The sequence below is a fragment of the Streptomyces sp. S465 genome, from assembly GCF_026898115.1.
GTDB classification, from domain to species: domain Bacteria; phylum Actinomycetota; class Actinomycetes; order Streptomycetales; family Streptomycetaceae; genus Streptomyces; species Streptomyces luomodiensis.
The window spans coordinates 3,495,358-3,510,342 of record NZ_CP114036.1 but is presented as its reverse complement, the minus strand read 5'-3'; the positions used below and the strand labels follow the sequence as shown (position 1 = coordinate 3,510,342).

Genomic DNA, 14,985 nt, shown 5'->3' with positions numbered 1-14,985 from the left:
GGCGGCAAGGGGTCGGCCACCGGCCGAAACCGGATCGTGATGATCCGCCCGGGGTTGTCCACAGGCCGGGGTTGTCCACAGGCCCGAACGGCCTGTCGCCGCCCGGCGGTACGGTCGGGGCATGCTCAAACTCGCGGTGGTCGAAGGGGTCCTGGAGCGGATCACCTACGCCAATGAGGAGAACGGCTATACGGTCGCGCGGGTCGACACCGGCCGTGGCTCCGGTGATCTGCTGACCGTCGTCGGTGCGCTGCTGGGGGCCCAGCCCGGCGAGTCGCTGCGGATGGAGGGCCGCTGGGGTTCCCACCCGCAGTACGGGAAGCAGTTCACCGTCGAGAACTACCAGACCGTCCTCCCCGCCACCGTCCAGGGCATCCGGCGCTATCTCGGCTCGGGCCTGATCAAGGGCATCGGCCCCCGGATCGCCGACCGGATCACCGAGCACTTCGGCATCGACACCCTCGACGTCATCGAGGAGCGGCCCGAGCGGCTCATCGAGGTCCCCGGCCTCGGCCCCAAGCGCACCAAGATGATCGCCGCCGCCTGGGAGGAGCAGAAGGCCATCAAGGAGGTGATGGTTTTCCTCCAGGGGGTGGGCGTCTCCACCTCCATCGCGGTGCGGATCTACAAGAAGTACGGCGACGCGTCCATCTCGGTCGTGAAGAACGAGCCGTACCGGCTGGCGGCCGACGTCTGGGGCATCGGCTTCCTCACCGCCGACAAGATCGCCCAGTCGGTCGGCATTCCGCACGACAGCCCCGACCGGGTGAAGGCCGGCCTTCAGTACGCGCTGTCCCAGTCCGCCGACCAGGGCCACTGCTATCTCCCCGAGGAGCGGCTCATCGCGGACGCCGTGAAGTTGCTCCAGGTGGACACCGGCCTGGTCATCGACTGTCTGGGCGAGCTCGCGGCCGAGGAGGAGGGCGTGGTGCGCGAGCCGGTCCCCGGCCCGGAGGACGGCGAGCCGGTCTCCGCCGTCTATCTGGTGCCCTTCCACCGCGCCGAGATCTCCCTCGCGGGCCAGGTGCTGCGGCTGCTGCGCACCGAGGAGGACCGGCTGCCCGCCTTCCGGGACGTGGACTGGGACAAGGCGCTGGGCTGGCTGGCCCGCCGCACCGGGGCCGATCTGGCGCCCGAGCAGAGCCAGGCGGTGCGGCTCGCGCTGACCGAGAAGGTCGCGGTGCTGACCGGTGGGCCGGGGTGCGGCAAGTCCTTCACCGTGCGGTCCGTGGTGGAGCTGGCCCGTGCCAAGAAGGCCAAGGTGGTGCTCGCGGCGCCCACCGGCCGGGCCGCCAAGCGGCTGTCCGAGCTGACCGGCGCCGAGGCGTCCACCGTCCACCGGCTGCTGGAGCTCAAGCCCGGCGGGGACGCGGCGTACGACCGGGACCGCCCGCTCGACGCCGATCTGGTGGTGGTCGACGAGGCGTCGATGCTTGATCTGCTGCTGGCCAACAAGCTGGTCAAGGCGGTCCCGCCGGGTGCCCATCTGCTCTTCGTCGGCGATGTGGACCAGCTGCCCAGCGTGGGCGCCGGGGAGGTGCTGCGCGATCTGCTGGCGCCCGGCAGCCCCGTCCCGGCGGTGCGGCTGACCCGGATCTTCCGCCAGGCCCAGCAGTCCGGGGTGGTCACCAACGCCCACCGGATCAACGAGGGGGTGCCGCCGGTCACTCAGGGCCTGTCGGATTTCTTCCTCTTCGTCGAGGACGACACCGAGCAGGCCGGGCGGCTCACGGTCGATGTCGCGGCCCGCCGCATCCCCGCCAAGTTCGGCCTCGACCCCCGCCGTGACGTGCAGGTCCTGGCCCCGATGCACCGGGGCCCGGCGGGCGCGGGCACGCTCAACGGACTGCTTCAGCAGGCCATCACCCCGGCCCGCCCGGACCTTGCCGAGCGCCGCTTCGGAGGTCGCGTCTTCCGGGTCGGCGACAAGGTGACCCAGATCCGCAACAATTATGAGAAAGGGGCCAATGGGGTCTTCAACGGCACGGTTGGCGTCGTCACCTCACTCGACAACGATGAGCAGCGGCTGACCGTGCGGACGGACGAGGACGAGGAGGTACCGTACGACTTCGACGAGCTGGACGAGTTGGCTCATGCCTATGCGGTGACCATCCACCGGTCACAGGGCAGTGAGTACCCGGCCGTCGTGATCCCGGTGACCACCGGGGCCTGGATGATGTTGCAGCGCAATCTCCTGTACACGGCCGTGACCCGCGCCAAGCGCCTCGTGGTGCTGGTCGGTTCGCGCCGGGCGCTGGGGCAGGCGGTGCGCACCGTCTCGGCGGGGAGGCGCTGTACCGCGCTGGATCACCGGCTCGGCGGCGATGTGCGAGTCGAGCGTGTCAGATGGGTTTCCGAACGGTGACGAACGGGGCAGGATGGCCGTGTGTGCGGCACTCAGTGCCGCCAAAAGGCTCTTCAGCCGACCCCGAGTGCACGTTCACGACCCGAGTAGGGGAAGGTGGGGGGAGTCAGGGCACCTCGAAGAAGAGAACCAGACGTCGGTGAGGGATGACGTGAGCGACAACTCTGTAGTAGTGCGGTACGGGGACGGCGAGTACACCTACCCGGTGGTCGACAGCACTGTCGGCGACAAGGGCTTTGATATCGGCAAGCTGCGCGCCCAGACCGGTCTGGTGACCCTGGATTCCGGTTACGGCAATACCGCCGCGTACAAATCCGCGATCACCTACCTGGACGGTGAGCAGGGCATCCTGCGTTACCGCGGCTACCCCATCGAGCAGCTGGCGGAGCGCGCCTCCTTCCTGGAGACGGCCTTCCTGCTGATCAACGGGGAGCTGCCGACCGTCGATGAACTGGCGGCGTTCCGCGAGGACATCACTCGCCACACGCTGCTCCATGAGGACGTCAAGCGGTTCTACGACGGCTTCCCGCGCGACGCCCACCCGATGGCGATGCTGTCCTCCGTGGTCAGCGCGCTGTCGACCTTCTACCAGGACAGCCACAACCCCTTCGACGAGAAGCAGCGCAACCTCTCGACGATCCGGCTGCTGGCCAAGCTGCCGACCATTGCCGCTTACGCGTACAAGAAGTCGGTCGGCCACCCGTTCGTGTACCCGCGCAATGACCTCGGCTATGTCGAGAACTTCCTCCGGATGACCTTCTCGGTCCCCGCCCAGGAGTACGAGCTCGACCCGATCGTGGTCAGCGCGCTCGACAAGCTGCTGATTCTGCACGCCGACCACGAGCAGAACTGTTCGACCTCCACGGTCCGGCTGGTCGGCTCCTCGCAGGCCAACATGTTCGCCTCCATCTCGGCGGGCATCAACGCCCTGTGGGGCCCCCTGCACGGCGGCGCCAACCAGTCCGTGCTGGAGATGCTGGAGGGCATCCAGGCCTCGGGCGGCGACGTCGACACCTTCATCCGCAAGGTGAAGAACAAGGAAGACGGCGTGAAGCTCATGGGCTTCGGGCACCGCGTCTACAAGAACTTCGACCCCCGGGCGAAGATCATCAAGTCGGCGGCGCACGATGTCCTCTCCGCCCTCGGCAAGTCCGACGAGCTGCTCGACATCGCGCTCAAGCTCGAGGAGCACGCCCTCGCGGACGACTACTTCGTGGAGCGCAAGCTCTACCCGAACGTGGACTTCTACACCGGTCTGATCTACCGGGCGATGGGCTTCCCGACCGAGATGTTCACCGTGCTGTTCGCGCTCGGCCGGCTGCCGGGCTGGATCGCCCAGTGGCACGAGATGATCAAGGAGCCGGGCTCCCGCATCGGCCGCCCGCGCCAGATCTACACCGGCGTCGTCGAGCGCGACTTCGTCCCGGTCGAGGAGCGCTAGGGCGACATCGCGTCTCTGGGTGCCCCGTCCCGCTTTGCTGGGTGGGGGCACCCCCGGGGTTCCCTCTTGAGGGGCCGGGTGCCATTGCGCATCCGGCCCCTTGGTTCTTCCGGCGAGCGAGCCGAAGGGGCGCGTCGCTGTCGTAAGGGAGAGCGCGCGCAGGGAGCGAGGAACGAGCGACCGAGCACGGTCGACCGTCGACAGCGGCTAAGGCGCCCCGGAGGCGAGCCGAGCCTCCAAAACAAGCGAGAAGCGCCCCGCTTCCGATCCCCCCACGGGTCGGAGCGGGGCGCTTCCCTTGCCCCGGAGCGGATTCCCCCCACGGGATCCGGCCGGGCGTCCACGGGCCCTCGCGGGCCTTATGGTGACGCGATCTGCCGGGACGGGTACCTACGGGAGGGCCGCTCAAAGCTCCCCGAGTACGTCGCCCCGGCCACGCGTAGCAGGATGCGTCCCCCAAGACGAATCCCCACCGTCCCATTAGACTCGCGACCCCCCGCGATGGTTACGTTGGGTCGTCTGTGATCTGCGTCTCTTGCCATATGGGCGGTAAAAGGGCAAGAGCCTCGATTTGAAGATCGAGGCTCCGCCGTATGGGTGTTGTGCGGCTTATGGGGACTTGGTGAATCTATGTGGACGCTGTGAAGGTGCGCAGTCGCAGACTGTTCGTCACCACGAACACCGACGAGAACGCCATGGCGGCTCCCGCGATCATCGGGTTCAGCAGTCCGGCCGCCGCGAGCGGCAGCGCGGCGACGTTGTAGCCGAACGCCCAGAAGAGGTTGCCCTTGATGGTGCCGAGCGTCCGGCGAGCCAGCCGGATCGCGTCGGCCGCCACCCGTAGGTCGCCCCGGACCAGGGTCAGGTCCCCGGCCTCGATGGCCGCGTCCGTGCCCGTGCCCATCGCGAGTCCGAGGTCGGCGGTGGCCAGGGCGGCCGCGTCGTTGACCCCGTCGCCCACCATGGCGACCGTACGGCCCTCGCCTTGGAGCCGCTTCACCACGTCCACCTTGTCCTGCGGCAGTACTTCGGCGATGACGTCGTCGATGCCGACCTCGCGGGCCACCGACTCGGCGACGAGCCGGTTGTCCCCGGTCAGCAGGACCGGGGTGAGGCCGAGCGCGCGCAGCTGGGCGATGGCCTCGGCGCTGGTCTCCTTGATCGCGTCGGCCACCAGGAGGACGCCGCGCGCCTGGCCGTCCCAGGCCACCGCGACCGCCGTGCGCCCCTCCGACTCGGCCGCCGCCTTGGCGGCCGCCAGGTCCTCGGGCAGTTCGATGGCCCATTGGCCGAGCAGCTTCTCGCGGCCGACCAGCACCGCGTGGCCGTCCACCACGCCCTGGACGCCGAGGCCGGGCTCGGACCGGAAGTCCGCGGGTGCCGGGAGGATGCCCGTCCGCTCGGCCGCGCCGTCCGCGATGGCTCGGGCGATCGGGTGCTCGGAGGCGTGCTCCAGGGCGCCCGCGAGCCGCAGCAGCTCCTGCTCGTCCACGCCGGGTGCCGTCACGACCTCGTGCAGCCGCATCTGTCCGGTCGTCACCGTGCCGGTCTTGTCCAGGACGACGGTGTCCACCCGGCGGGTCGACTCCAGCACCTCGGGACCCTTGATCAGGATGCCCAGCTGGGCGCCGCGGCCGGTGCCGACCATCAGCGCGGTCGGGGTGGCCAGGCCCAGGGCGCACGGGCAGGCGATGATCAGGACGGCCACCGCCGCGGTGAAGGCGGCGGCCGCGTCGCTGGTGGTGAGCAGCCAGCCCAGCAGGGTGCCCACGGCGATCACCAGCACGATCGGCACGAAGATCCCCGAGACCCGGTCGGCCAGGCGCTGCACCTCGGCCTTGCCGTTCTGCGCGTCCTCGACCAGCTTGGCCATACGGGACAGCTGGGTGTCCGCGCCCACGCGGGTGGCCTCGACCACGATCCGGCCCGCCGTGTTGACGGTCGCGCCCGCGACCGGGTCGCCGGGCACCACGTCCACCGGTACGGACTCGCCGGTCAGCATCGAGGCGTCCACGGCGGAGGAGCCCTCGACCACCGTGCCGTCGGTGGCGATCTTCTCACCGGGACGGACCACGAAGCGGTCGCCGACCGCCAGCTCGCCGACGGGAATCCGTACCTCACCGTCCCCGCGCAGGACGGCCACGTCCTTGGCGCCGAGCTCCAGCAGCGCGCGCAGCGCAGCGCCCGCCCGTCGCTTGGACTTCGCCTCCAAATAGCGGCCGAGGAGGATGAGGGTGGTCACCCCGGCGGCCGCCTCCAGGTAGATCGAGGACGATCCGTCGGTCCGGGAGACGGTGAGATCGAAGCCGTGCCGCATCCCCGGCATGCCCGCGTGGCCGAAGAACAGTGCCCACAGGGACCAGCCGAGGGCCGCGAGGGTGCCGATGGAGACGAGGGTGTCCATGGTGGCCGCGCCGTGCCGGACGCCCGTCCAGGCGGCCTTGTGGAAGGGCGCGCCGCCCCAGACGACGACCGGCGCGGCGAGGGTGAGCGACAGCCACTGCCAGTTGTCGAACTGGAGCGCAGGCGCCATCGCCAGCACCACGACGGGCAGGGACAGCACGAGGGAGACGAGCATGCGGTGGCGCAGGGAGCCCGGTTCGCCCTCACCGCGCCGGTCGGTCTCCGGTGCGCCGCTGCCCTCGGGGGTGCGTGGCTCGGGTACCGCGGGGCGCGGCACCTCGGCGGTGTACCCGGTTCTGACGACGGTGGCGATCAGGTCGGCGACCTCGATCCCCTCGGCGTAGGACACCTTGGCCTTCTCGGTGGCGAAGTTCACCGTGGCGGTGACGCCGTCGAGGCGGTTGAGCTTCTTCTCGACGCGTGCGGCGCAGGACGCGCACGTCATACCGCCGATGGCGAGCTCGACCTGCGAGGGGTGCCCGCCGGCCGTCGCCGTGCTGTCGGCGGCGGGCCCGGCATGGGGAGCCGTGCTGGTCATGTCTGGTCTCCTGGGAGGAGGGCCGGGCCGTACGGCGGCTGTATGAGCAGGGCGGTGCGGCCCGGCGGGGGATGGGTGGGCTCAGGCCCGGCCGACGAGCTCGTAGCCCGCCTCGTCCACGGCGGCGCGGACGGCCTCGTCGTCCAGCGGTGCGGTCGAGACCACGGTGACCTGGCCGGTGGAGGCCACGGCCTTGACGGAGTCGACCCCGTCGAGGGCCCCGATCTCCTCGGATACGGCGCCTTCGCAGTGGCCGCAGGTCATACCGGTCACCTGGTAGACGGTGGTGACAGCCTCGGAGCTCATGGGGTTCTCCTGTGTGGGGTGAGCGTGACGGTCGGTGCGCAGGAGGCGCCGGATGGCCCCAGCGTCTCCTGACACTGCCAACTCTATACCCCTAGGGGGTATTTCCGGAAGCTGGTGGTGCGCCGGTCCGCGAAAGGTGTGTCGCGCCCGCGCGCACCCCGCCGTGCCACGCCCGCGCGCACTCCGCCTCGGCCCGGTGTGCGGGGGGCGGGGGTGGCGCGGGGGTACGGGGCGGCCTCGGCACCGTTGAACCTCGGCACCGCTGAGCCAAGGCACCGTTGAACCTCGGCACCGCTGAGCCAAGGCACCGTTGAGCTACAGCGCCGCTAATCCTCGGCGTCGCGTCGGGCGCGGCGGTTGCCGGGTCTGCGGACCACCCAGGAGCGGATCGTGTCCGCGTACCAGTACGGCTTGCCGCCCTCCACCAGATCGGGGGGCGGCAGCAGGCCGTGTTTGCGATAGGACCGTACGGTGTTGGTCTGCACACCGATATGCGCGGCGATCTCCCTGTAGGACCACAGCCTCCGGTCGGTCATCTCTCATGCCCTTCCGCAGGTGCCACGGCCACGGCCCAGTGGGGCCGTCGGGGGAGCCACGGCGCGCCTGCTCACATTCCATCAGCCTGTGCCCGGTCAACGACGCTGCGTGAAGGAGGGCCAGGGGCTGTTGAGCACCTGTGACGGAAGACGGGTGGAGATGTGACGGCTGTGACATTCGGGTGACAGCGGCGGCGGGCCGGACGGGGAGGCGGTCGGCCCGCGGGGCGTCAGCGGTAGAAGGCGGGGCGTTCGATCATCTCGACGGCCGTGCGCCGGCCCGTGCTCTGGGCCCGGATCCCGGCCTCGCAGACGGCGGCCGCGGCATAGCCGTCCCAGGCGCTGGGCCCCTCGACCTCCCCGCGCCGGGTGGCGTTCACCCAGGTCTGCACCTCGCGGTCGTACGCCTCCTCGAAGCGCGCCACGAAGTCGGGGGCGATCTCCCCGCCCCAGGTGCCGGGCCGGTTGACCAGCATGCCGTGGGCGTCGCCGACGCGGGCGGTGCCCCGTTCGCAGACCGCCTCCGCCTGGACCTGGTAGCCGAAGCCGCAGGTGGCGAAGATCTCCACATTGACGAGCGCGCCGCCGGTGGTCTCGAAGATCACCAGCTGGGGGTCGCTGAGCGGTTCGGGGGACAGCGAGCTGGGGGCCGGCTTGAGCACGGTGACCGCGGTGATCTCCTGCTCCAGCAGCCAGCGCGACTGGTCCATCTCATGCACCACGGAGTCGCTGATCATCATCTCGTTGGTGAAGTACGAGTGGACCGAGGCGTTGCGGTGCCGGCAGTGCAGCAGCAGTGGCCGGCCCAGCTCGCCACCCGCCAGCAGCGCCTTGAGCTTCATGAACTCGGTGTCGTAGCGGCGCATGAAGCCCACCTGGACCCGGCGGTGGCCGAGCCGCTGCTCGGCCTCCAGCACCCGCAGCGCGGACGCGGAGTCCGGGGTGAGCGGCTTCTCGCACAGCACCGGCAGATCGTGTTCGAACGCGCTGAGCAGCGCGGCCTCATGCGCGGGTCCCGGCGAGGCGATCAGCACCGCGTCCACGCCGGGCGCGGCCAGCGCGGCGGCCGGGTCGGTGAACGCCTGACAGCCGTCGGCGGTGTCGGCCGCCGCCTTGGCCCGCGCCTCGTCGATGTCGACCACGGCGGCCACCCGCGCGCCGCTGATCACGTCGTTGATGCGGCGGACATGGTCGGCGCCCATCGTGCCGGTCCCGATGACGGCGACCCCGAGCGTCCCCTGCTGCGTCATAGCCTCGTCTCTCTTCTCTCTCTGCCGGCGAACGGGCCGTGTGGCGAACGGATGGTCAGGCGCCGCAGGAGCGCAGGAAGCGCCGGGTGCGCTCGGCGATGGGGAAGGGCTGGTCGGGCGGGCAGGGGTACATGTCCTGCTCGACGATGGCGAACAGGTCCACATCCAGCTGCTGGGCCGCGGTCAGCACGGGTCCGAGCTCCGGAACGCCCTTCGGCGGTTCGCACATGACGCCGCGCTGGACGGCGGGGCCGAACGGCACCTCGTTCCTGACCACGTCGGCGAGGATCTCCGGGTCGACCTGCTTGAGGTGGAGATAGCCGACGCGCTCGCCGTAGGTCTCGATCAGCTTGACGCTGTCGCCGCCGCAGTAGGCGTAGTGGCCGGTGTCCAGGCAGAGGCTGACCAGGTCGGAGTCGGTGGCGTCCAGGAAGCGGGCCACGTTCTCCTCGGTGTCGATATGGGTGTCGGCGTGCGGGTGGACGACGATGTCGAGTCCGAAGCGCTCCCGCACCTCGCGGCCGAGCCGCTCCATCCCGGAGGCCAGGTGGTGCCACTGCTCGGCGGTGAGCGTCGGGGGCTCGATCAGTTCGGCGGTCTTGTCGTCCCGCCAGAAGGAGGGGATGACCACGAGGTGTCCCGCGTTCATCGCCCGGGTCAGCTCGGCCACCTGGGAGACGTGCTCCCAGGTGGCGTCCCAGACCTCGGGGCCGCGGTGCAGCGAGGTGAAGACGGTGCCCGCGGAGACCTTGAGGCCGCGCCGTCCGGTCTCCTCGGTGAGCCGGGCCGGATCGCTGGGCAGATAGCCGTACGGTCCCAGCTCGATCCACTCGTAGCCGGCCTCCGCGACCTCGTCGAGGAAGCGCTGCCAGGGGACCTGCTGATCGTCGTCGGGGAACCACACCCCCCAGGAGTCGGGGGCCGAGCCGACCCGGATGCGGTCCAGGACGGGTGCGGGGGAGGCGTCGGCAGTCATGGCAGAGGGTCTCCTCGGTGTGCTGGGTGCCCGCGTCGCACTGCTTTGGGCAGCTTCACCGGCCGGACGGTCGGCCGTCAAGACTTCGTCAGGACATTCGGATGTCTGGTCAGTGAGAAGGGGTCCTCGCGCACCGCGTTCGCCTCGCGGGCTGTCCTCCCGCCTGTCGTGCGTCCGGGATTTGGCAGGACAATATTTCATCTGGACGTGGCGGCGCCATAACGCCCGCCCGCCAGTCCGTGCGGGAAGTACGTCATAATGTAAGGACAAAGTCTTGACACTGTAAGGGGAGCGCGTCTAGACCTGTAGGGCCGGGTCCGTCCCGGAGTTCCGCACCACCAGATCCTGAGCACCAGACCCTGAGCTGCGTCTTTCCCGAAGGGGCAGGCATGAGTGAGCCGTACGACCTGATCACGATGGGCCGCATCGGAGTGGACCTCTATCCGCTTCAGACCGGTGTGCCGCTGCCGCAGGTCGAATCGTTCGGAAAGTTCCTCGGCGGCTCGGCGACCAATGTCGCGGTGTCCGCGGCCCGGTTCGGCCACCGCTCCGCGGTGATCAGCCGCACCGGGGCGGACCCGTTCGGCGACTACATCCACCAGGAGCTGCGGGCCTTCGGGGTGGACGACCGCTTCGTCACCCCCGTCGAGCGGTACCCCACCCCGGTCACCTTCTGCGAGATCTTCCCGCCCGACGACTTCCCGCTGTACTTCTACCGCCGCCCCAAGGCGCCCGATCTGGAGATCCACTCCGATGAGCTGGACCTCGACGCCATCCGCGCCGCCCGGATCTTCTGGATGACCGGCACCGGACTCAGCGAGGAGCCCAGCCGCACCAGCACCCTCGCCGCGCTCGCCGCCCGCGCCAAGAGCGGCACCACCGTCTTCGACCTGGACTGGCGGCCGATGTTCTGGGCCGACCCGGAAACCGCCCGCCCCTTCTACGCCGAGGCGCTGCGCCATGCGACCGTCGCCGTCGGCAACGTCGACGAATGCGAGATCGCCACCGGGGCGCGTGAGCCCAAGGCGTGCGCGCAGGGGCTGCTGGAGGCGGGTGTGGAGCTCGCCATCGTCAAACAGGGCCCCCGCGGCGTCCTCGCCATGCACCGCGACGGCACCACCGCCGAGGTCCCGCCCGTCCCGGTCGAGGTGGTCAACGGCCTCGGCGCGGGCGACGCGTTCGGCGGCGCCCTGTGCCACGGGCTGCTCTCGGACCTGCCCCTGGAGAAGATCATGCGGTACGCCAACGCCGCGGGCGCCATCGTCGCCTCCCGGCTCGCCTGCTCCTCCGCGATGCCCACCGAAGCAGAGGTCGAGGCCCTGCTGGCGGGGAACTGACCACAGCCGTCAGCCCTTCCCCCCGTCCGGTCACGCGGTGCCCGAGTCCCGGGTGACCCTCATGAATCGCGAATGCGAGGAACTACTGTGAGCATCAGCATCTCGGACCTCGTCACGGTGCGGAGCCGGCACCCGGAGGCCATCGCCGAGGCGGCCGCCCGCCGGGTCCGCCGCCCCCTGATCGGGGACAGCGGCCGTCTGATGATCGTGGCCGCCGACCACCCGGCGCGCGGCGCCCTCGCCGTCGGCGGCCACAAGCTGGCCATGGCCAACCGGGTCGAGCTGCTGGAGCGGCTGTGCGTGGCGCTGTCCCGGCCCGGGGTCGACGGGGTGCTCGCCACCGCCGACATCCTCGAGGACCTGCTGCTGCTCGGCGCCCTCGACGGCAAGGTCGTCATGGGCTCGATGAACCGCGGCGGCCTCGCCGGGGCCTCCTTCGAACTCGACGACCGGTTCACCGGGCACCGCCCCCAGGACCTGACCCGGCTCCGCTTCGACGCCGGCAAGCTGCTGCTGCGCATCGACTACGCCGACGCCGGTTCGCTGACCACCATGGCCTCCGCCGCCCGCGCCATCGACGAGATGGCCGAGCGGCGGCTGCCCGTCTTCGTCGAACCGTTCATCTCCCGCCGGGTGGACGGAAAGGTCGTCAACGACCTGAGCGCCGAGGCCGTCACCACGTCCATCGCCATCGCCTCCGGGCTCGCCGGCACCTCCGCCTACACCTGGCTGAAGGTGCCGGTCACGAGGGACGCCGACGAGATGGCGGCGGTGATGGAGACGAGCACCCTGCCGGCGGTGTTGCTCGGCGGCGACGTGGGCAAGTCTCCGCAGGACCAGGAGGAGGCGTACGAGAAGTGGCGCAAGGCGCTGCGCCTGCCCACCGTGCAGGGACTGGTCGTCGGGCGCTCCCTGCTCTACCCGGCGGAGGGCAGTGTCGCCACCGCCGTGGACACCGCCGTCGGCCTGCTGTGACGTGACGAAAGGCAGAGACTGCACGCCATGACCACCACCGATCCGTTCCCCGGCTTCCATCTGCGGGCCGGCCAGGCGGCCGACGGGCCCTACACCGTGGACATCGACCCTGAGCGGGCCGGCTGGGGCTACTCCAGCTTGCGCGTCCTCGAGCTGCCGCCCGGTGGCTCGCACTCCCTGGACACCGGTGACAGCGAGTGGATCGTGCTGCCGCTGAGCGGCGGCTGCACCGTGACCGCCGAGGGCGAGACCTTCGAACTGCACGGCCGGGACAGCGTGTTCAGCGGGGTGAGCGACTTCGCCTACCTGCCGCGCGACTCCCACGCGCGGATCGCCGCCGGTGCCGGCGGCCGCTTCGCGCTCACCGGCGCCCGCTGCGAGCGCCGGCTGCCAGCGCGCTACGGACCGGCCTCCGCCGTCCCCGTCGAGCTGCGCGGCAGCGGCACCTGCTCGCGCCAGGTCAACAACTTCGGCGCGGCCGGCGTCTTCGAGTGCGACAAGCTCATCGCCGTCGAGGTGCTCACCCCGGGCGGCAACTGGTCCTCCTACCCGCCGCACAAGCACGACCAGCGCCGTCCCGGCGAGGAGAGCGAGCTGGAGGAGATCTACTACTTCGAGATCGCCGAGGCCCACGGCACCGAGGGCGTCGGCTACCAGCGGGTCTCCCCCTCGGGCCACGGCCGGGGCACCGACGTCCTCGCCGAGGTCCGCTCCGGTGACACCGTCCTGATCCCCGACGGCTGGCACGGCCCCTCCATCGCCGCCCCCGGCCACGACATGTACTACCTCAACGTCATGGCGGGCCCGGGAGCGGAGCGCGCCTGGCTGATCTGCGACCACCCCGAGCACGGCTGGATCCGCTCCACCTGGCCGGACCAGCCCGTCGACCCCCGACTGCCCCTGACCCACGCACCCGCTGGAGACCCGCGATGAACGCTTCGGCAGTGCGACGGCTGACCGTCGCCCAGGCCCTGGTGGAGTTCCTGGCCCACCAGTACACCGAGCGGGACGGGCGGCGCCGGCGCCTGATCAACGCCACCTGGGGCATCTTCGGCCACGGCAATGTGGCCGGGCTCGGCCAGGCGCTGCTGGAGTCCGGGCCGGACACGATGCCGTACCTCCAGGGCCGTAACGAGCAGGCGATGGTGCACGCGGCGGTCGGCTACGCCCGCCACAACAACCGGCTCGCCGCCCAGGCCGTCACCACCTCCATCGGCCCCGGCGCCACCAACCTCGTCACCGGTGCCGCGCTCGCCACCGTCAACCGGCTGCCGGTGCTGCTGCTGCCCGGCGACATCTTCACCACCCGCCCCGCCGACCCGGTGCTCCAGCAGCTCGAAGTGCCGTACGCGGGCGACATCTCGGTGAACGACGCGCTGCGCCCGGTCTCCCGCTACTTCGACCGGGTGGTGCGCCCCGAGGCGCTGATCCCGGCCGCGCTCCAGGCCATGCGGGTGCTGGCGGACCCGGCCGAGACCGGCGCCGTCACCCTGGCCCTGCCGCAGGACGTGCAGGCCGAGGCGTTCGACTGGCCCGAGGAGTTCTTCGCCGACCGGGTCTGGCCGGTCCGCCGCCCCGCCCCGGAGGCGGCCGAGGTGGCCGCCGCCGCCCAGGCGATCCGCGCCGCCCGCCGGCCGCTGATCGTCGCGGGCGGCGGAATCCATCACAGCGAGGCCGAGGACAGCCTGCGCGCCCTCGTCGACGCCACCGGCATCCCGGTGGCCTCCACCCAGGCGGGCAAGGGCTCGCTGCGCTACGACCACCCCGCCGACATCGGCGGTATCGGCCACACCGGCACCGCCGTCGCGGACGGCCTCGCCCGCACCGCCGACCTGGTCATCGGCGTGGGCACCCGCTACAGCGACTTCACCACCGCCTCCGCGACCCTGTTCGCGGACCCGGCCGTCCGCTTCCTCAACCTCAACATCACCTCGTTCGACGCCCACAAACTGGGCGCCACCACCCTGGTCGCCGACGCCCGCGCCGGGCTCGAAGCGCTCACCGCCGAGCTGGCGGGCCACCGGGTCGACGAGACGTACGAGGCCGAGTACCGCACCGGCAAGGCCGCGTGGGAGCGCCGGGTGGACGCCGCCTTCGCCGCCGGGGACGAGACCGCCCGCCCGTCCCAGACCCAGGTCCTGGGCGCCCTGGACGCGGTCGTCGGCGACGAGGACGTGGTGATCAACGCGGCCGGGTCGCTGCCGGGCGACCTCCACAAGCTGTGGCGGGCCCGCTCCCCGCGCCAGTACCACCTGGAGTACGGCTACTCCTGCATGGGCTACGAGATCCCCGGCGCCATCGGCGTACGGCTCGCGGCGCCCGGCACCCCGGTCTGGGCGCTGGTCGGCGACGGTACGTATCTGATGATGCCCACCGAGATCGTCACCGCGGTCCAGGAGGGCATCAACATCAACATCGTGCTGGTCCAGAACCACGGCTACGCCTCGATCGGCGGTCTGTCGGAGACCACCGGCGCCGAGCGGTTCGGCACCGCCTACCGCTTCCGGGCGGCCGACGGCCAGTACACCGGCGATCCGCTCCCGGTCGATCTGGCCGCCAACGCGGCCTCGCTCGGCATGGACGTGCTGCGCGCGAAGAGCGTGCGCGAGCTGCGCGAGGCGCTCGCCGCGGCCCGCGCCTCGGACCGGCCCACCTGTGTGTACGTGGAGACCGAGACGGCCGGCACGGCGCCGGGCGCACCCGAGGCGCAGGCGTGGTGGGACGTGCCCGTGGCCCAGACCGCGACCCGCCCCGCCGCCGTGAAGGCCCGCGAGGACTACGACCGGCAGGCCGCCGCACGCCGCCGCCACCTCTGACGTTTTCGAGAGACGTTTTCGAGAGACGTTTTCGGGAGAAAG

Annotated in this window: 11 protein-coding genes; 6 read left to right on the top strand and 5 right to left on the bottom strand. The window is 71.0% G+C overall.

What is annotated here, in order from left to right; translation table 11 throughout:
* Positions 1-121 precede the first annotated feature (121 nt).
* Together recD2 and N6H00_RS14655 are read left to right on the top strand one after the other, a co-directional pair.
* On the top strand, positions 122-2,365 hold the full coding sequence (gene recD2 / locus N6H00_RS14660; RefSeq protein WP_268972120.1) for an SF1B family DNA helicase RecD2: 2,244 nt from the start codon (positions 122-124) through the stop codon (positions 2,363-2,365).
* Between the two features lie 151 nt (positions 2,366-2,516).
* The gene (locus N6H00_RS14655) at positions 2,517-3,806 is read left to right on the top strand and encodes a citrate synthase (protein WP_268972119.1); all 1,290 of its coding nucleotides are present in this window, start codon (positions 2,517-2,519) and stop codon (positions 3,804-3,806) included.
* 628 nt (positions 3,807-4,434) lie between these two features.
* Here the strand turns inward: N6H00_RS14655 and N6H00_RS14650 are convergent.
* The 5 genes from N6H00_RS14650 to N6H00_RS14630 form a co-directional block, all read right to left on the bottom strand.
* A complete protein-coding gene (locus tag N6H00_RS14650; protein ID WP_268972118.1) occupies positions 4,435-6,747 on the bottom strand; it encodes a heavy metal translocating P-type ATPase in 2,313 nt (770 codons plus the stop codon).
* Positions 6,748-6,828: 81 nt separating this feature from the next.
* A complete protein-coding gene (locus N6H00_RS14645; protein WP_311039866.1) occupies positions 6,829-7,095 on the bottom strand; it encodes a heavy-metal-associated domain-containing protein in 267 nt (88 codons plus the stop codon).
* 284 nt (positions 7,096-7,379) lie between these two features.
* Positions 7,380-7,589, bottom strand: coding sequence for a helix-turn-helix transcriptional regulator (locus N6H00_RS14640; RefSeq protein ID WP_268972116.1), 210 nt, complete (start codon positions 7,587-7,589; stop codon positions 7,380-7,382).
* Between the two features lie 230 nt (positions 7,590-7,819).
* Positions 7,820-8,839: a Gfo/Idh/MocA family protein gene (locus N6H00_RS14635; protein WP_268972115.1), complete on the bottom strand. Its 1,020-nt coding sequence runs from the start codon at positions 8,837-8,839 to the stop codon at positions 7,820-7,822.
* Between the two features lie 55 nt (positions 8,840-8,894).
* On the bottom strand, positions 8,895-9,815 hold the full coding sequence (locus N6H00_RS14630) for a sugar phosphate isomerase/epimerase family protein (RefSeq protein ID WP_268972114.1): 921 nt from the start codon (positions 9,813-9,815) through the stop codon (positions 8,895-8,897).
* A 389-nt stretch (positions 9,816-10,204) separates the two neighbouring features.
* Here N6H00_RS14630 and iolC point away from each other — a divergent pair, with 389 nt between their 5' ends.
* The 4 genes from iolC (at position 10,205) to iolD (ending at position 14,943) form a co-directional block, all read left to right on the top strand.
* Positions 10,205-11,152, top strand: a complete 948-nt coding sequence (gene iolC / locus N6H00_RS14625; protein WP_268972113.1) for a 5-dehydro-2-deoxygluconokinase — start codon at positions 10,205-10,207, stop codon at positions 11,150-11,152.
* A gap of 87 nt (positions 11,153-11,239) precedes the next feature.
* Positions 11,240-12,127, top strand: a complete 888-nt coding sequence (locus tag N6H00_RS14620; RefSeq protein WP_268972112.1) for a Cgl0159 family (beta/alpha)8-fold protein — start codon at positions 11,240-11,242, stop codon at positions 12,125-12,127.
* A 27-nt stretch (positions 12,128-12,154) separates the two neighbouring features.
* Entirely contained in the window at positions 12,155-13,060 is a 906-nt protein-coding gene (gene iolB, locus N6H00_RS14615) for a 5-deoxy-glucuronate isomerase (protein WP_268972111.1), read from the top strand.
* Positions 13,057-14,943, top strand: coding sequence for a 3D-(3,5/4)-trihydroxycyclohexane-1,2-dione acylhydrolase (decyclizing) (gene iolD / locus N6H00_RS14610; protein WP_268972110.1), 1,887 nt, complete (start codon positions 13,057-13,059; stop codon positions 14,941-14,943). The genes iolB and iolD overlap by 4 nt, the downstream gene beginning before the upstream one ends.
* The last annotated feature ends 42 nt before the right edge of the window (positions 14,944-14,985 follow it).